Here is an 18,232-nt window from a genome sequence, read left to right on the forward strand (position 1 = left end):
TGTATGTGTGGGGGCTTTAGTGTGCTTAATAGTCTTTTGAGTGTTGATAAGCGCCAATCGCTTTTTTAACCGAACCGTATAACAGCAACAATTTTTGTGCATGGTCATGCTCTAATCCCAATTCCTCCATAATCATTCTGGTTCCTCTTTCCACTAGTTTATGGTTACTAAGCTGCATATTTACCATCTTATTTCCTTTCACCCGTCCGAGTTGAATCATCACCGACGTACTAATCATGTTCAGAATCATTTTCTGTCCGGTGCCTGATTTCATTCTCGAACTTCCCGTGACATATTCCGGACCGACAATCATTTCGATGGCGACATCTGCTTCTGCCGCCATCGGAGAATCCGGATTGCTGGTGATGCAACCTGTCAGAATGCCATGCTTGCGAGCTTCCCGCAAGGCACCGATTACATAAGGAGTAGTGCCCGAAGCAGCAATGCCAATCACGGTGTCTTTGGGGTTGATATGATATTCCGTAAGTTCTTCCCATCCCCGGTTCATATCGTCCTCGGCACTTTCTACCGGATTGCGCAGGGCGGTATCTCCACCGGCTATCAATCCGATAATCCAGGTAGGAGGCATTCCGAATGTCGGTGGTATCTCCGAAGCGTCCAGCACTCCCAAGCGGCCGCTGGTACCTGCGCCCATGTAAAAGATGCGTCCACCCTGTTTCATGCGGGGCACAATCTGGTTGACGAGCAGTTCGATCTGTGGAATGGCTTTTTGAACGGCTAACGCTACCTTTTGGTCTTCCCGGTTAATGTCTTCTAATATTTCCCGTACGGACTTCTTTTCTAAATTGTCGTAGAGCGACGATTGTTCGGTTATCTGCATATTGGTAATGGCGATTGACTAAAAATACAAATTACAAGGATTGAGATGAAGCGGTATGATATAAAATTAATCCCTCCATCGGACTTTGCAGAATCTTTCCAATTCTGATTCCTGTCTCTTGTGCAGCTTCTTGTAATATCTCCCTGTAGCAGTGAGCCACTGATCCGATAAAGTGTATAGGATACTGCGTGTAATCATATTGCATTACGTTTCTTCGGAAGAAAGCAATAAAACTGCCAAGCACTAATTGTCTTATCCCCGGCTCTTCCAGATGTTGCGCTATAAAAGGTGACAGACTTGCCAGAAAACGATTCGGGAAGGGCTGACGGTAAACCCGGTCGATGATTTCGGGAGCTGTCAGGTCGAATTGTTTTAGAAATGCTTCTTTGATGGCAGGCGAAAGTTGATTCTTCAGAATGTCTCCCACCAGTAATTTGCCAAGGACGGCTCCACTTCCCTCGTCTCCCAGGATAAAGCCTAAAGGAGAGATGTTGTTGACAATCTCTTTTCCATCATAGAAACAGGAGTTGGAGCCTGTTCCCAGAACGCAGGCAATGCCTGCTTCATGGCCGCATAATCCACGGGCAGCAGCCAACATATCCGAGTAGGCTTTGATATTTCCGACAACAGGTAAACTGTCGGCTATCGCCCGGCGGAGAACGGGAGCTTTTTCGGGTGTACAACCTGCACCGTAAAAGTAAACGGAATTGATGGTCCCTTCTGGCAATTGTGGCAGGAGGGAATGTGTCAGCTCTTGCTGAATTTCTTCTTCTGACTGGAAGAAAGGGTTAAGCCCTTTCGTTCCAATCCGTTTGATAGGTGTGCCGTTGAGGATGACACACCAGTCGGTCTTGGTAGAACCACTATCTGCAATAAGTATCATATCTTGATGTATCTTTTTAATGTGTTAAGTTATTCAGTAAGTAAGTTCATTGTTTCTTTCCAAAAGAATCTTCCAGCCGGTTACGAATCATTAGTGCGGCAATAATACCAGGCAGAGTACAGATACAAACCCATATAAAGAAATGAGTATATCCGATATGTTCCTGTATCCATCCTGCCGGCATGCCCGGAAGCATCATTCCAAGTGCCATGAATCCGGTTCCGATGGCATAGTGGGCAGTTTTGTGTTCACCCTCCGCAATATAAATCAGGTAAAGCATGTAAGCGGTAAAGCCGAAGCCATACCCTAGTTGTTCGATGGCTACGCAACTGGCAATCAGTATTGTATTGTCCGGAGTAGTGGCTGCCATCCACACATATAATAGGTCGGGAATATTGATGGCTAATGCCATGGGCAATATCCACTTCTTGAAACCGTCACGGGAAACGAGAAAACCGCTGATAATTCCTCCCAGTAGCAAAGCTACGACACCTATGGTCCCGTAGATCATTCCGACTGTTGCCGTAGATAGGGACAGACCTCCTTTTTCAGCGGTATCCAATAGAAAGGGGGAAGCTATTTTGGCTAGCTGCGATTCTCCCAATCGGTAGGTGAGCAGGAAAAAGAACATGAGACCCAGGTGTTTCTTTTTGAAGAAAGTGACAAAAGTCAGAAGAAAGTCTTCTAATAGCTTACCTGCTGTGAGTCTGGGACGTTTGACATCGGAATCGGGATGGGGGAGGATAAAGCGATGGTACAAAGTAAGAGCCAGGAATAATCCGGCCAGGAGGTAAAAAGTGATGCTCCATGCCAGAGGGATATTGCCTTGAGAGGTTTCCAACCATCCTGCCAGCATGACGAGAATACCTTGCCCGAAAATATTGGCGAGTCGGTAGAATGTGTTTCGGATGCCTACAAAGAAAGATTGTTCCTTGTTGTTGAGTCCGAGCATATAAAAACCGTCTGCTGCGATGTCATGCGTAGCCGAACTGAATGCCAATAACCAAAAGAAAGCAAGAGTGAATTGTACGTAATGTGTCGTTGGAATAAAAAAGGCGATGCCTGCAAATCCGGCGGCGATGAACCCTTGCATGGCGATAATCCAGGAACGTTTCGTTTTTACCAGATCGACGAATGGACTCCATAACGGCTTGATAGTCCAGGGAAGATAAAGCCAGGAAGTGTATAAGGCTATTTCGGTATTGGATAATCCCAGACGTTTGTACATGATGACGGCAATAGTCATTACCGCTACATAAGGCAATCCTTCTGCAAAATAGAGGGTTGGAATCCAACTCCAGGGATTTCTTTTTATAGTGGGTGTTGTCATGGCATTCGTTCGATTTTATTTATATTGTTTTTCAAGTGTACTACCGGGGTAATAGTGGGATAGTATTTCTTCATACTTATAACCTTGTTCTCCCATCACGGCGGCACCGATTTGGCAAAGTCCCACTCCGTGTCCCCAGCCGGCTCCGGTGAGGATAAATCGGGAAGGAAATTCATCTCCGTACTCCTTGTCTACTACAAAAGCGGAACTGTAAAGATGGGAAGTCGATAGAGTGCGGCGTATCTCCAACTCTTTTCCAATGATGAGTGTCCGTAAGGTTCCTACAATCTTTAGCCGGACAAGACGTCCGGATGTTCCCCGTTCTACAGGAATTAAATCAATGATTTGTCCGAAATCAATCCCTGAACGTTGATGAATCAGCTCTGAAAGCTCTTGTTGGGAATAACTGACTTTCCAACGATAGAAGTCTGCTGTTTCCTGATCGTAATTGTTTAGTACTTGGTTTAGAATTTTCTTATTCTGCGTGTTACAGAAAGCAACAGGCGAGGTACGTATCCATTTATCAGCTTCCGTCTCTATGGTCAAATCGGGAAGTCGTTTTTCAGTCTTGCTATCCCGTTGTCTGATTAGATAAGGATGCTTTACGTTTTCCCAACAATTTTGGAACTCTTCAAAAGCTCCACCACAACATTTAGAGAAACGGGCATCACAAATTGCTCCTTTATACATCAGTACTTCCCCCCGCGTGGCGGAGACTGCTTCGATGGCTTGTGGTGTTGAGGCTCGTGTAATTCCCTGATAACGCTGGCAATGATCGTCTGCACATACATCGAAATTCTTATGTGCTTCATGGTCATACCATTTTATAAATTGAGAATTGAGAATTGAAAATTGAGGATTGGCTGCGCTGTTTGACGGCATCGTATTTTTTAATTTATCATTCTCAATTCTCAATTTATTAAGTAACCAGCTTCGGGAGATGACGGCGTGAGCCTTTAGTAGTTCTAAAGAAGCTGTTGCACTCATCTCTGATGAAATGACACTGGTGAGATATTCTTCAATGGAAATCACATTGATAGCGGTTAGTTGTTCTCCTTCGATGATAATTTTTAATTCCCCTTTGAATTTTTGGACTTCTTTGCGTTCCCAATGGAAGTTGATTCCGATGGTCACATCTTTCAGTTCAAAGAAAGCATGTGCATTTTGTTGGGAAGTGAAAGATAATTCATTATATTCTTTCCCTTGCCAATGAATCTTTCCATTCTGATAAATAACTTTCTGTGTTCCGGAAATTTCCGTTCCGACAGAAGAATTAAATTTCACCGGGAAAGAGAATTCAATCTCTTTCCCGGAAAGGATACCAACACTTATTAGAGGGATTTGCATACTATTTTATTGCTATTCCTTTTTGAATAATTGATCGCATAGAGTATTTAACTGTTGGGGAGATAAACTTATCTCCTTGTAAATCTCTGTGAGTTGTTGGGCGTTTAATTTATCCATGTCTTCTTCTCTGACAATCGGGAATATGCCACCCATTTCTGCAACAGCCGGACTTATTAATAGCCCTTTTTCATTTGGGGTATAATAGCAAACGGGACGATGTTTTGAGCGTAGGAAAATGATGCAATTCCATACTTCTACTTCGTCACCTCCGAAATGGCTGATTTTATCGAGGCCATACCAGGTTATCATGTTGATTAAAGGTTCTTTATCCGAATAAATGGCGGAAAGATTTTTGTAGACCTTTTCAAATTGTTGCAGTAATTCAACTTTCAGGCTTGATGTAATACCTATGCAAGTTGTAAATAAATCGTCTACATAAGTTGTTACGCAGTTTCCATTTTCTAATATATCCGTCAAGAAATTCAGCTCAAAAGGATTAGTCAGTTCTTCTTCTTTTCCTGCTGCCTGGAAATGCATGTGGTCAGGGGCGGAAGCACCGCACTCCGGTCCGTTATAGAGTATATAGAACTCGTCCAGATTTTCAGCTAAGTGAAGCATATCTTCAAAACGTCCTTTCATGCTTTGTGGAGTATGTTCCTTGTCGATGATTGTCAAGTGACGCTGAAAAATGGGGTAAGGATTGAGGCATACCTCATAATGTCCGAATGGTAGATATGTTTGCTCTGCGGGGCGGTTTTTCCCGCATAAGAAACAAGGTCTTTCTTGGATAGAATGACTATCTGTTTTTGCCATGGTCGAGAGGATGCGTTGAGGATTTGGGAAAATTATAACTTTCATCTCTCTGTCTTCTTTCTTCAGCTTCAATACTTTTTTCTTTTCCAGATTTTCTTCCAACGCTTCATAGTTCCTTTTCGCAAGTTCCCAGTTTTCTTTTTGGTTTTCTATCATTTCTTCTACAAGTTCCTGAAACTCTTGATCGATAGTATGCATCTGGATTCTGCTCTTAATTTCCCATGTGCGGATTCGGTCTTTGTAGAAGTTGTTCCGATTGATCTTTTCTGTGCTTAATGCGGCGTCGGAGTTACCTTCCCAACGGCGACAGAGGTATATTACATCATAGATACGTCCGATCTTATATTCCCGTGAGATTCGTAATCCTATGGCATAATCTTCTCCATAGCTGGTATTCGGCAATTTGATATCACGAAGAATAGGAGTGTAAAAAGCTCGTGGAGCACCCAAACCATTGATACGTAGAGCGTTGTTCTTTCCATTTTCCGGTGTCCACTCTTTGTGATCAATAATACCGGGGGCTATTTCGTTTAGCTGGAAGTCGGTCATTAGATAAGTGCCTATTACCATTGCGCAACTTTCCTTATAAAAAGTATCTACGACTTTCTGTAAAGTGGATTCGTCTTTGTATAAATCGTCACTGTCTAACTGTATGGCGAACTTTCCACATTTTTCGTGATGTATACCTTTGTTCCAACAACCTCCTATGCCTAAATCATTCTCTTGGGGAATGATATGGATCAATTTCTTATCGGTACTTAGTTCCTGGAGTATTTCCGTCGTTCCATCGGTGGAATGATTGTCGATAACAATAATGTTAAAAGGAAAAGTGGTCCGCTGGTTTAAAGCCGAGTTGACAGCATCACGGATGGTATGAGCACGATTGCGCACAGGGATGATGACAGATGCCTCGAATTCAAAGTTTTCGCTGTGAAGATTTACAGGCCGTGAAGAAGTAGGCATGAAATAAGCATCAATACATTTCAGGTATTCGGTGCAGGCAGCTTCCATTTCAATTTGCACTTTCCGATTTTTGGGGTTTACATAGTCGAATTGTTTCTCTCCGCTTTTCCTGGTATCTGTTTCAATTTCGGTGTATAGATATTCATTGATGTGCACAATTGAATATTTGTAAGAGATGAATAGACGCATAGCATATAGTCCTGCGTATTCGTACTCTTCACGCAAAGCATTTGCTATTTTAGTGAAGGCAGAAGAACTGAATAGAAGCATAGAGCCGAAGTCGAAATCATCCCGGACGCTTCCTAATTGGTAGTCAATGACAGGTGCTTGTTTAAGTTCTCCGTTAATCAGCTGATAGTGGTCGGTATAAACTATTCCATTCTTTTTATCGTTCTCCATGATTTGCACCATGCGTTCCAAGGCATACAGTCCCAGTTTTAATGGAGTTTGTTTCAAGTAGAACAGAGTATATTCCGAATTGGCATTGGCTGCAATTGTTTTCATTGTGTCTGTGGAATAGAACCCTTTAACAGAGAGATATTCACACCCCGGAAGAGCTTTCTTGCCGGGCGCCGAACCTAATAAATAGATTTTATTTACTAGCTCTGACGCTTGTAGTTCTTTCACTGTCTGCATGATATCTTCCGGGGTGCCGAAAGGTATGAAGCAATTAATTTTCTTCTTCATCTTGATTTTAATATTAAAGAACTGTCGTATTGTCCATAGTTGATTTCTTTCGAATGAGGAAGCAAAGTCCGATGAAAGTAAATGCAGCGTTAAATAATAGCAGCTCGTAACTAATTTGGTAACCGTTGAACCATGCTTCCGAATTTCTTTGCAGGATATAGCAAAGAATAGGAGAAGCGATAGCTACCAACGGAATATATTTATCATAAACTTGTTTCTTGGTGAAGATGCCGAAAGCGAACAACCCTAAGATAGGACCATACGTGTAACTGGCCAATGTGTAAATCGCATCAATCACACTGGTGTTGTTCAGCAAATTGAATACGAAAATGACTGCCCCCATCACAATTGCCATACCGATATGTACATGTTTGCGTATCTTGCTAAGTGTCGCATCTCCTTTTTTCTGTGCATGTAAAATATCTACAGTAAAAGAAGTGGTCAGTGCCGTCAAGGCAGAACCCGCTGCAGAATAGGCGGAGGCTATCAGTCCGATAATGAATAATATTCCAACTATGCCGGGAAAATAATTTCCGGTAGCGATCATCGGAAACAACTCATCGCTTTTTCCCGGATTCTCAATGCCTTGCTGTGCTGTAAACGTATATAGGAGTACTCCCAGCATCAGAAAAAGCAGAATGACAAAGAACTGTGAGATTCCACTGGTAATCATATTCTTCTGTGAGTCCCGGAAGTTCTTGCAGCTAAGATTGCGCTGCATCATATCCTGGTCGAGTCCGTTCATGGCAATAACGGTGAATACACCTGCCAGGAATTGCTTGAAGAAGTATCGTTTGTCATTGACATCGTCAAAAAAGAATGTCTTGGAAAAGTCACTGTCTGAAATCGTACTAATCAAACCACTGAAATTCAGATGCAGGCTGGAAGCAATATAATAGATGCAAAGTACAACCGACACTACCAGGCAGAATGTTTTTAGAACATCCGTCCATATCAATGATTTCACTCCACCGCGGAAAGTGTAAAGCCATACGATAAATACCGTAAGGATCACGTTCAACAGGAATGGAAGATGAAAAGGAGCAAAGATAAGAAACTGCAATGTCAGACATACGAGAAAGAGCCGGACAGCTGCCCCTAACATCTTTGAAATAAAAAAGAACCATGCCCCCGTCTGGTAGGAGGAGCTTCCGAACCTGTTCTCCAGATATTCATAAATGGAAACCAGGTTCATACGATAAAAGAGAGGAACGAGTACAAACGCAATGATAATTTGTCCTACTATGAATCCCAGCACCATCTGCAGATAAGAAAAGCTGCTTGCCTGTACCATGCCCGGAACGGAAACGAAAGTGACTCCGGAAATGGTGGAACCGATCATGGCAAAGGCAACGATATACCAGGCTGATTTACGGTTTCCTACAAAGAATCCTTCATTGTCGGCTTTGTGTCCTGCTATATAAGAGATAGTGAACAGGATGATAAAGTATGCCACAATAGTAATAGATATAACGGCTGGACTCATATCTGCTGTTTAAATTCATTTGAGGATGAAATATCCCAATCTGTTCATATTGTATGTCCTAAATAAAACGTGGTAAAGATAGTTGTTTTCAATGATACAATCTAATAAACAGATGTGATAAATGAAGGTATATTTCATCCTGCCGGAAGTTCTATAACATCCGTAAATCAAGATTCGTCGGTGGAGATAGCCACAGACTGGATTCTTAGTGGTTTGAAAGATAGGTTTTTACTGTCGTTTTTATGCTGTATTGAGGTTCTTTAATATCTGCTCTTGTTGTACGTGAATTGTAGTTCTCATAGATTTGTATATCTATATCATACATATAATTCCGATACGGTACCGGCAGGTCGACCGAAAACTCTTGCTTCACGGAAGAGTTGTTTATCCGGGTATATACATAAATCTGCGGAGCCTTTTCCGCTTCATACATATAAACAGTATTCATATACTTTCCGCTTCCATCCGGTTCGAGGGCCAGGGGACTGGCAATGTTAAAATAGTCAGAGTCCTGAATACCGCCTCTTAAACCGTCAACGATATGGGTGTAACTTGCCTCATTGGCAATGACAAATGTATTATCTGTGCTCAAAACCGGATTTTCCGGAAATGTAAGTGTGATCTTGTACTTGGCGCAAGTACGTTCCGCATTCACAATCGCCGAAGAGTTTGTATTGGTAAAGTCAAAGTTCAGTAATTTTCCATACATACAAAAGCCCTCATTCGGGTCTAGCACATGGTTTTTATCCACAGCAGGAGTATTTAGTTTCTTTATGTCGTCCATTGTCTCGACCGCAGATAAATTTGTACTCCCATAATTAGTTATCAGATAAATATCCTTCTTCCCGAGTTCGGATTCCTGAAGGGGGAGAGTAACTAGTTTATATTTATCCATATCCATTGAACCAATATTGATATATTTGTAAACAATCTTGGTAGAGGAAGGCTCGGTGAGAAATAAGGCAATTGTTTTAATTGTCTGTTCGCTCTCAAGATTGTCTTCGTCTACCATGGTTGCACTTCTAAAAAGGTTCTGCCGGATCTTAATGTACGCAGTTTTATTTATATCCGGTTCGGGCATATGATCGTCACTGCAACTCACATTACACAGCCATATCATCGAGATTATAAAAATCAGTCTATACATACTTCTTTTCTCCTATTCAACAGTTCTTACACAACGGGTCGTAGCATGGAAATCATACCGTTGGAAGTTTCCGTATAATACTTTATACCAATTAGCACGCTTGGACAAATCGACGTATCCGCTGGAATACCAGAATGCCTTTACTTGAATAGCCGCTTCGTTGTAAATCCAGGAATCACCGGCAGACGTGCCGGGAGGAGCTGGAAACGGCCATCCTTCAGGATAATCATCTACTCTTTCTTTGATATCTCCGGGGGTGTAATAGGTGTCTACCACTCCCAATTTCTTGTCACTGATATTGTCTTCCCAGTTATTCTCATTTTTCAATACGGTTGCCGACAAGTCCACTCCTGTCAGTTTTTCCAGCAGGGATTGGGCGGCTCGCCTGAAATGCAGGGAATAATAAGGGACAGGTGCCTGCGGGTGATCCATATTATAAGTATGAGCATCCCAAGTATTTGACATCCATATGGTATACGTCTGGTCAAGCAGTGCCATATAAGACATTAACTCACAGGAATTAATCATGCGCCACCCTTTGCCATATTTTTTCTCACAATAGTAAGGTGGATTCCCTTCCTTGATGCCCGGTAGGCCGGTTGCAGGATCATAATAAATAATTTCATCCCCATAAGCTCCTTGCAACCCTTGCGGCAAAACTTCATCTCTTGCCATCAACTCAATTTTACCGCAATCGGTAGGCATAACGATACTTGAATCTGTGGGGAATACCGGAGGAATCACAATCTGCTCATTTCCCTGAAATATATACGTATATGTGTCTTTTTTCCAGGGTTCCACTTCAATCAGTGTTTCTACCCCTCCTTCAGAATTGATATATGCATTTATGATATAATGATAATTACGAATCACGCTGTTGTCCGACAAAGCCGGAACAGAACGTCTTTGGGCTGTAATACCCGTTTTTTCGCTATCACTTTGCATTGCGAATCCTTTATTGTTGATATATAATTCTGTATACTCTGTCCCGCTTTCGGGCAGGAGCAATTCGGGAATATAGAATACGACGGCTCCTATGCTGTCATTCAGAAAATCAAGTTCCGAAAGAGATGCTTCCGGTGAAGAACTTTTGCCTCCTGCATAATAATTGTCATAAGGAGGTACGGACAAATTGGAAGCAACATTCTTCAGTTGAACAGAAGTCACGGCACGATCCGGAAGGGTACTGCCCGGCACTTTTTTGCGGAAAATGACTTCCACTTTCGCCATCGCCCTTATTAGTTCCACCTTGCTTGTGGGTAGGGGCAATGATATGGGAGCTTGCTCCGTACCGCCCTTGACTACAGTTATATTTTCATAAATGGCCGACATCAGAAAACGTCCTTCCGGAGTACTTCCGTCAGGTTGGAATCCGGCATTATAGATCATACCGTTAAATCTTGCATCAGTAGCTAAATCCGATTTGTTGGTTATATCAAGTAAAGCCGGAACAAAATCTCCCGAATATACTGATTCATTGGCTATGAAATAGAAATCGTACGTCCCCGGTTTGATAGTGACCGGATGACTCTTTGCCTTAAAACCATCAGGGAAGTAGAGTTGCTGGTTGAAAACGACAGAGCCGCTGCCGGATTCGAAAACAATCATCCGGAGCTCATCGACACGATCCTCCCAGAAATATGTGTCATCATTAATGCTGGATGCTGAAGTACGAACTGACAATGCTATATGAGCATATTCATCCGTTCCACCCTCAATACGTTTTTCATCCGAGCAACCATTCATTGCCATCAGGATGAAAAACAAAACAGCCGGACAATATATATATAGTATGTTATTTCTTATCAACTTCATCATTCTCATGTATTAATAGCCGGAAATCATATCTCTGTATCATAACTGTGCACCAGCCAATTATTCACCCATATCTCCTGAATGGTATAAGTCCCACACTCACATTGGTCTTGTGTCGTGAACCTAATGATAAAATCATGGTCACAGTCTAAATTCACTTCAGGATTTTTCAACAAGAGAGTTCCCAACAAGCTGCCTCTATAAAGTTCTTTTCCGCTGATTTTATGCCTGATTACTATCGTATTATTATGCCCTGTTTCAAGCTTCAGAAGAGAAAACCTCTCGTTCAGCCGCCCGTTATTAATTGAGATCATAGGGTTGAATCTTACGATTTCATCTTCGGCGATACTTCCGTCCAGTTGCATGGAACCATTGTCCGATTCAATATAAACTTCATATTCCTCTTCATTCCTGTTAAGTCCTTCTATAGTAACTGTAAGCCGGTTTGTAATCTCCTGAAGGTTGACTGAGGCTCTTTCCGAGCGGGAGATTGCGCCATCCATATAGACAGCACGGCTTTCACCGGCATAAACCTGTATTCCTTCTATTGATACGGCTATATTCTGCAAACGTTTCAGGTGGAATAACCAGTCTTTTTTCGTGGTTTGCCCTAATTGTGGCTGGTTGAGGTCAAAATATCCTGTATAAATCCCTGACCATGCCATGACAGTGTAAATACCTTTTTCGGTAACGGTTATTTCCTCTGTATATCCTTTTCCTAGTGTCACATTATCCTTATGGACATATGCTACCAGTATATCGTTCTTGTCAAATACACATAATGTTATATCTTTGATTCCTGTCGGATAAACCGTATCAGTCTCACAAGGAGACATGGAATATAGAGATACTATGAGCGTCGGAGAATAATAACAATCGGTATCATCCCTAATACATCCGGAAAGAAAAAGTGAATAGAAGATTATGCTTATCGACAAAACTGATTGAAAACATAATTTCATAAAATTAATTTTAGTAACGATTAATATGCTTGTACTATTCCGGATCGGGTTATCCATCTGTGTCCGGAATAGTATAATATATTAAAATTCAATGTCATAAGAATGTGTAGTCCACTGCAGAACATTGACCTCAACAGACATATTGGTTTGTTCGGGAGTCAGAGGGTCAACAGGATCAATGGGTATTTCCGGTTCCTCAGGACCCGGTTTCGGATCAGGATTCTGCGGATTTGCAGTATTGGGGTCTTCCGGAAATAATGGGTTCCAGTTGTAACTAAGTCTTTTGAAGCCTGTGATATTGACATGATAAATGTTATTTCTCAGGACGGGAGAATTCAACGGTTTCACCAAGTCATCAGGATTCAGCCAGGCATAGTTAATCATATTGCCACCGACATAAGTGGCTACTTTCTGGTTAGGGAAAGCTGCGAGTGCAGCTTGTTTGGAAGAATAGATTTTTCCGTCAGTCTGACCTACATAGAAGGTCCCTCCTGTCAAGCTTCCGCCATCAGCTATAGCGTTTGCTTCTGGAGTAAACTTGGCTCTGACCAAGATGTAGGCAGTATTCCCTTTTCTATACTGTGTGCTTTCCAAATTCCCTTCTGTATGGGTGTTTTCAAACAGAAACTGACCTTTCAGGGCTTTGTAACCGTCTGCGTCAACCGGTTTCTGAGGAATAGCATTCTTTACGGACAGGTTGGAATAGTCATAATAAGTGTCAGCTTGACCTGCATATTCACCCAATGCTGGTACGTATTCGCTTCCATAGGATACATAGTTAGGTTGACTGAGCCAGTAAATCTTGTTGGTACCTTGGGCTACAGAGAAGTTTACATCGGAGACTGAACCTATTTTTTCTCCATTTTCATCGATAAGATCTGCTGAGGCTGTAGTAGTCACAATGACTCTCGATGCCATACGGTCTACACTTACTGCTATCTTATTGCTGCCCTTTGCTACATCCTGTATGGGGACATCAGGTTGTATGTACACATTTGCTGATTTCCCCGTCATCGTAATCAGGTCATACTCTTTTCCATTGGCAGTTACTACCTGAGCCAGATTATCCGTTGCTATAAGATCATGCTCGGTCGTTATGACAGTTCCCAGCGGGTTCGGATTATTTATGACTATATAGATAGTCTTGTATCCGGAAGTGGTTCTGAACGGTTGGCTCGGAGACACTACCGTTCCTGTATGTGAAATATCCAATCCGGTGAAACGTTTGGCCTCGACAGTCCCGTCTGCCGATTGCATATATACATCGAGTGTTTGCAAGCTGTCTAGCCCTTCATAAGTCCCGTCATTATTATAATCACCGGGAAGTGCCCTGCTCGTTGTTCTTCCGGGAAGACTGACCGACAAGTTTACGTATGTAGGTTTTCCTTCTTGTTGTTTTTCTGTTTCTGAGACGTTGTCATCGCTGCAAGCAATGGAACAGAGTCCCATTACAAGGGTTGATAAAAATATTTTGATATTCATAATACCTAATTTTTAAAATAAAATAATAAAGCACCCTTTACTTAATTAAGAATTTAGTAATAAAATGCCTGTGTTTTGTTTCTCTCATAAATTATTGGCTACATGTAGTAATAGTGATTATCATCAATAACAGTTTTGATTAAAAGAAAGTTTTCCATTTTCATATATATATCTGAAGCTAAATCTTCATTTAAGGTGGAAACAAATCCCCAAACGTCAGATTTATCAGTAGAAAAATCACGAAACAGTGACTTTAAATTCTATATTTGATAAAACTTACTCTTATAAATTTCTTATTCCGGGTGTACCTCCTGTGACGTGTTTCGATGAATACCAATTCTTATTGAGGGAGGGCAACTCCGGGGATTTCTTTTCGAGTGAAACTCCGGTTGTCTTTTCTGATGTATGCATCTCATCTCTAAAACAACAAGTGTCGAAAGTATGTCCTGCTGCTGTCTCTTTACTACTTGAAAGTGCCAGATAACCTCCATCATTGCTTAAAGCAGGGAAGTTCGGTATTATAATCAGAGTTTCTCCTCCGACTTTATGTTTTTGAACTACCTTGTTGAAGTATTTGGTGAAACAAAGATATCCTTTGGATGGAATGCTAAGAGGGCTGGAAGTATTCTCATTTTGAAGGGTAGTAGTACTGTATATTGTACCATCTTTATACATTTTATATAGATAGAGGAATGGTACGCTGATTGTTGTTTCGGTCGGATTATAGATTTCTATATATTCTGCGCCATCAGCAGCATTGTCATACATTATTTCATTGAAAAGAAGCATGCCTCTCACATTTTCCGGTAATTCGGGTGTGTCCGGATTATCCGGTATGTCTGTTCCCGGTTCTTCAGTCGTTCCGTCGGGCGTGGTGGTCGTTTCTACGTCATTAGATAGCTGTATGTGATGAAATGTAAATCCTTTACAACGGGTTTTGGTGTAGATACAGTATATACCGCAGCAGAGCGAAGTCGGTATATCTATATTTTTCACTTGCTTCTCTTTTACATATTCATTCTCTGATTCGAGACGTGTCCAAAAGGTCCAGTAACCGTTATTGTCACATTCTACTTTGATAGATAGCTTCGGTGAGTTATTGCCTTTCATTAGTTCTCTGCCTGAAGCCAGTAGTTTGGAACCGTCTTCGTTTTGACGGTAAAGAGCTACATTATCTTTGGAGCCTCCTATCTGAATATAATAGCCGTTTAGTTTACCGGAAAGTACATTGGAGGATGAGGTTAGATAAAACCGTGCATAATTGTTGGCGGAAGGATTGAATGTGAGGTGAACTCCAAATTCCCAACGGGTATTCTTCACCGAAGTGGACGGTATGGTGACATAAGCCGCTCCGGCATCTTCTTGTGGGTCATTCAGATGAATTCCTTCTTTAGAATTGATGGTGAACTTATTTGTTTCTCCTTCCCAGGAAAGTTCGGAAGTAGCCGTATCTTCTCCTTCTACATCTCCTTTTTCTTCGTCATCAGCAGGAAGTGAACAATGATAGAATAACATCATGAAGAGGCTTAGGAAAACAAATACTTTATAAACTTTCATACGGTTTTGATTTTGAGCTTTTATTTTACCGTATTTGTTTGTGTATAATGCAGAAGCAATTGCGGCTTGAATATTTGAATGAGTGAGCAAAGATAAACCTTCTTGCCGGAAAAAGACCATACTTACAGAAGAAAAGATTGTAATTCTTTTTGTTTTCTATAAATACATGGACAGAAAACAGCGAAGGACTATCTGAAGTCCTATTTAATAGATTGACTTTTGATAGTCCTTTACAACTGTTACATTTAATATTGGAATATTATTCGAAACGTGGCATTACATATTTATCTGTATAAGATGTGAAAGTAATACCGGGCATGGAATGAGTGGACGATTCGTTCTCTAATTTTTTTATCAATGAATAATCGTCGGCATTCAATGCGTAATAATTATCAGAGGTCGGGGTAGTCACACGTACCGTCCAATCGAACATATTACCGATGATGGTTAATGCATCCGTTTCGGGATTGAATACAGGAATTCCTGTTTTTACCACTTCGTATGTCCGGTTCTGCAGTACATAGAAAGCATTGTTGACATCGGTCATGAAAGCAAGTGTCTTCTTGTTTCTGAACTCTGTCAGATACAGATGTTCCAGTGTCAGTCCTTCGGGCAAGGTGATGGCACGAACATACGGACGCCCTTTCACTTGTTTCAGATGAAACAAACGGCGGTCGGCATCCAATAGGAGATAACCTTCGTCATACTCCTTTTTCACCGTTGGATTTCCTGCGATTTCCGTTGCCGGAAAGTGGAAATCCTTTTTAGTCATAGCTTCGGTAAACTGAAGACTCTTGTCTTCCTTCACGCTGTTGGAGGCCATGTCGATAAATTCGATTCCTTTGGAGGTGATGCGGAATACGTCATCCGGCATTTTCAGGTCTACACGTCCCGACATGGATTCCATCAGAGGATAAAGTCCGATAGAAGGCGCATTGATATCCGAAGGAACACTACGGAAGTTGAAGTTCTCCGTCTGTACCATTTTAGGAGTTACTGCTATCCCTTTAATGGTATCCGGGAAACGCTCATCAGACATCAACTGACGAAAATAAAACATAGGCAGGATACTGTCGAAAGCTGCTTCCGAATAAATATTACCAGCCAGGTCGCGACGTACACTTCCTTTTCCCTCTTCCTGTCCCATCTGTGCGAAATCGCCAATTACGAAACTGTACAGGGTAAAGGGAGTCTTCTCCGGCTTTACGACAAAGAAATTGTAACACCAGGGCAACTGCCAAAGAAGCAGAAAAGCGATGGTTACATATAATAATATAGTACTGAAACGTCTCATTACTCTATCTTTTAATTTTTAGTCTTTAATTTTTAATTGTTCCTAGTCCTGCTTTCCGGCCTTGAATCGTACGATAGAAAGCCACGAGAAAGAAGCTGTCAACAAAGTATAAACCACTAAATAAGGGAGGAACTTGTTATATGCTTCCGGTGTGGGCGACAGAAAGAAGATTCGGAGTAATAATACTGCGATAATGAGATTCAGAATACGACGTTTCCATGCCGGTTCGAGGCAGATCCATGCCACAAGCAGATAACCGGAAATCCCGGCAAGATACCACGTTAAAGCGGTGAGCAATATGTGGTTCTTCAGTTCATGGGCAAGTATTCCATTCAGGTATACTTCCATCAACAGAAAATTGGAAGCGAAGCAGACAAGTAGCAACACTAATCCCGAAAGTAGCATATTACCTGTCATCTTCAACTCCGGATAAGGCAGATGGAGAGTCAGTTTCAGGCATTTGCGCTGCATTTCGGGAACAAACTGAACAATAGCCATCAAAATTCCCGCAATCAGAGGGATATATTGTAACATATCAATGAAGATGACATCTCGTTGCAGCATCACTTCCCACACATGAGCAGCCCCTTTCATTTCTACCACCCGGTTGATGCGGAGCATACAGTAGCCTGTAAAACCAAGTGTGGCGAGCACGGCAAGTAGAAAATACCACCGTGTCTTTATCCATTCTTTATAAAATATAGCGTACATTGTTTTTATCAATTATCAACGATTCTAGTATTTGCCTGTCAGGCCGATAAATGCATCTTCCAGATTCACCTGTTCACTATGAAAATTAGTGTAGGGCACTGACATGGATTTCAGTTTGGCTTCTGTTTCTGCCGGTTGAAGGAAGGAGAAAGTCTCCAACTGGTTCCGCATGACAGAAGGATGATAGAAATCATCGGATGCAGGAAGTTCGTAGCCCTCGGGAATAGTGAAGGTGTAGCGACGTCCTTTTTCCAGTAGTTCGGCGATTGGTTTCTGAATCAGTATCTTTCCGTAGTCCATGATGATGCAGTCGTCAACAAGCCGTTCCATGTCCTGAATGATATGCGAGGTCAGGAAGACTGTTTTTCCTTCTGAACGGGCATAGTCGCGGAGATAATCGACAAACAGGCGACGATAGCCGGGATCGAGTCCGAGAGAGAAATCATCCAGTACGAGAAGTTCCGGGTTCTGTGCGAGAATCAGTCCGAGGGCTACTTGTGAACGTTGTCCGCAGGACATACGCGAGATACGTTGTCCGGTGGCTACTTTCAATTTATTCATCAGTTCGTAGTAGGCTTCCTTTTTCCATTGACCGGGATAGAAAGCTGCGTAGAATTTCTCTATCTCGTTGATGGTCATGAATTGGTATTGCACATGACCTTCGATGAGCAGTCCGATATTGCGACGCAGAGCCGGTGTCATTGTCTGTATCTCCTGTCCGAAGATGCGACATTCTCCCGAACGGGGTTTCAGGTAACCGCTCAAGATATTGATAGTGGTGGTCTTGCCCGTACCGTTCTTTCCCAACAGTCCCAGGATGCGCCCTTTGGGTACTGTGAAACTAAGATTTTCGTAAATCAACCGTTTGCCGTAATAGTGCGTCAGGTTGTTACATTCGATAATATGTTCCATTT

14 protein-coding genes are annotated in these 18,232 nt (G+C 42.0%); all 14 read right to left on the reverse strand.

Annotated features, from left to right (window positions below; all coding sequences use genetic code 11):
- Positions 1–25 precede the first annotated feature (25 nt).
- A complete protein-coding gene (gene murQ, locus AAHJ11_RS11935) occupies positions 26–841 on the reverse strand; it encodes an N-acetylmuramic acid 6-phosphate etherase (RefSeq protein ID WP_258979327.1) in 816 nt (271 codons plus the stop codon).
- Positions 842–872: 31 nt separating this feature from the next.
- Positions 873–1,724: an ATPase gene (locus AAHJ11_RS11940; RefSeq protein ID WP_195648826.1), complete on the reverse strand. Its 852-nt coding sequence runs from the start codon at positions 1,722–1,724 to the stop codon at positions 873–875.
- A gap of 46 nt (positions 1,725–1,770) precedes the next feature.
- Complete coding sequence (locus AAHJ11_RS11945) at positions 1,771–3,054, reverse strand: MFS transporter (protein ID WP_259011331.1); 1,284 nt, start codon at positions 3,052–3,054, stop codon at positions 1,771–1,773.
- A 15-nt stretch (positions 3,055–3,069) separates the two neighbouring features.
- On the reverse strand, positions 3,070–4,401 hold the full coding sequence (locus tag AAHJ11_RS11950) for a SpoIID/LytB domain-containing protein (RefSeq protein WP_258979330.1): 1,332 nt from the start codon (positions 4,399–4,401) through the stop codon (positions 3,070–3,072).
- 12 nt (positions 4,402–4,413) lie between these two features.
- Entirely contained in the window at positions 4,414–6,864 is a 2,451-nt protein-coding gene (locus tag AAHJ11_RS11955; protein ID WP_297284750.1) for a DUF4922 domain-containing protein, read from the reverse strand.
- 13 nt (positions 6,865–6,877) lie between these two features.
- Positions 6,878–8,350 carry a sodium:solute symporter gene (locus AAHJ11_RS11960; RefSeq protein ID WP_258979332.1) on the reverse strand — a complete coding sequence of 491 codons (1,473 nt, stop codon included), beginning with the start codon at positions 8,348–8,350 and terminating at the stop codon, positions 6,878–6,880.
- Between the two features lie 205 nt (positions 8,351–8,555).
- A complete protein-coding gene (locus tag AAHJ11_RS11965) occupies positions 8,556–9,497 on the reverse strand; it encodes a hypothetical protein (RefSeq protein WP_148364016.1) in 942 nt (313 codons plus the stop codon).
- A 12-nt stretch (positions 9,498–9,509) separates the two neighbouring features.
- Entirely contained in the window at positions 9,510–11,315 is a 1,806-nt protein-coding gene (locus tag AAHJ11_RS11970; RefSeq protein ID WP_259011332.1) for a FimB/Mfa2 family fimbrial subunit, read from the reverse strand.
- Between the two features lie 23 nt (positions 11,316–11,338).
- Entirely contained in the window at positions 11,339–12,274 is a 936-nt protein-coding gene (locus AAHJ11_RS11975) for a FimB/Mfa2 family fimbrial subunit (protein ID WP_148364014.1), read from the reverse strand.
- Positions 12,275–12,355: 81 nt separating this feature from the next.
- Positions 12,356–13,756 (reverse strand): Mfa1 family fimbria major subunit, encoded by a 1,401-nt coding sequence (locus tag AAHJ11_RS11980; RefSeq protein ID WP_148364013.1) that lies wholly within the window; start codon positions 13,754–13,756, stop codon positions 12,356–12,358.
- A gap of 282 nt (positions 13,757–14,038) precedes the next feature.
- On the reverse strand, positions 14,039–15,313 hold the full coding sequence (locus AAHJ11_RS11985; RefSeq protein ID WP_258979345.1) for a lamin tail domain-containing protein: 1,275 nt from the start codon (positions 15,311–15,313) through the stop codon (positions 14,039–14,041).
- Positions 15,314–15,572: 259 nt separating this feature from the next.
- Positions 15,573–16,607: a DUF4857 domain-containing protein gene (locus tag AAHJ11_RS11990; protein WP_258979348.1), complete on the reverse strand. Its 1,035-nt coding sequence runs from the start codon at positions 16,605–16,607 to the stop codon at positions 15,573–15,575.
- A 42-nt stretch (positions 16,608–16,649) separates the two neighbouring features.
- Entirely contained in the window at positions 16,650–17,318 is a 669-nt protein-coding gene (locus tag AAHJ11_RS11995; RefSeq protein WP_004305102.1) for a hypothetical protein, read from the reverse strand.
- A 24-nt stretch (positions 17,319–17,342) separates the two neighbouring features.
- A complete protein-coding gene (locus tag AAHJ11_RS12000) occupies positions 17,343–18,230 on the reverse strand; it encodes an ABC transporter ATP-binding protein (protein WP_004305101.1) in 888 nt (295 codons plus the stop codon).
- Between the last annotated feature and the right edge of the window lie 2 nt (positions 18,231–18,232).

Source organism: Bacteroides sp. 90-K9/2, from assembly GCF_047310725.1.
In the GTDB taxonomy this organism is placed as follows: Bacteria; Bacteroidota; Bacteroidia; order Bacteroidales; family Bacteroidaceae; genus Bacteroides; species Bacteroides vicugnae.

What these genes read in the sequence shown, in the direction of transcription:
- murQ (WP_258979327.1), bottom strand. Translation starts at nt 841, where the DNA reads ATGCAGATAACCGAACAATCGTCGCTCTACGACAATTTAGAAAAGAAG.
- AAHJ11_RS11940 (WP_195648826.1), bottom strand. Translation starts at nt 1,724, where the DNA reads ATGATACTTATTGCAGATAGTGGTTCTACCAAGACCGACTGGTGTGTC.
- AAHJ11_RS11945 (WP_259011331.1), bottom strand. Translation starts at nt 3,054, where the DNA reads ATGACAACACCCACTATAAAAAGAAATCCCTGGAGTTGGATTCCAACC.
- AAHJ11_RS11950 (WP_258979330.1), bottom strand. Translation starts at nt 4,401, where the DNA reads ATGCAAATCCCTCTAATAAGTGTTGGTATCCTTTCCGGGAAAGAGATT.
- AAHJ11_RS11955 (WP_297284750.1), bottom strand. Translation starts at nt 6,864, where the DNA reads ATGAAGAAGAAAATTAATTGCTTCATACCTTTCGGCACCCCGGAAGAT.
- AAHJ11_RS11960 (WP_258979332.1), bottom strand. Translation starts at nt 8,350, where the DNA reads ATGAGTCCAGCCGTTATATCTATTACTATTGTGGCATACTTTATCATC.
- AAHJ11_RS11965 (WP_148364016.1), bottom strand. Translation starts at nt 9,497, where the DNA reads ATGTATAGACTGATTTTTATAATCTCGATGATATGGCTGTGTAATGTG.
- AAHJ11_RS11970 (WP_259011332.1), bottom strand. Translation starts at nt 11,315, where the DNA reads ATGATGAAGTTGATAAGAAATAACATACTATATATATATTGTCCGGCT.
- AAHJ11_RS11975 (WP_148364014.1), bottom strand. Translation starts at nt 12,274, where the DNA reads ATGAAATTATGTTTTCAATCAGTTTTGTCGATAAGCATAATCTTCTAT.
- AAHJ11_RS11980 (WP_148364013.1), bottom strand. Translation starts at nt 13,756, where the DNA reads ATGAATATCAAAATATTTTTATCAACCCTTGTAATGGGACTCTGTTCC.
- AAHJ11_RS11985 (WP_258979345.1), bottom strand. Translation starts at nt 15,313, where the DNA reads ATGAAAGTTTATAAAGTATTTGTTTTCCTAAGCCTCTTCATGATGTTA.
- AAHJ11_RS11990 (WP_258979348.1), bottom strand. Translation starts at nt 16,607, where the DNA reads ATGAGACGTTTCAGTACTATATTATTATATGTAACCATCGCTTTTCTG.
- AAHJ11_RS11995 (WP_004305102.1), bottom strand. Translation starts at nt 17,318, where the DNA reads ATGTACGCTATATTTTATAAAGAATGGATAAAGACACGGTGGTATTTT.
- AAHJ11_RS12000 (WP_004305101.1), bottom strand. Translation starts at nt 18,230, where the DNA reads ATGGAACATATTATCGAATGTAACAACCTGACGCACTATTACGGCAAA.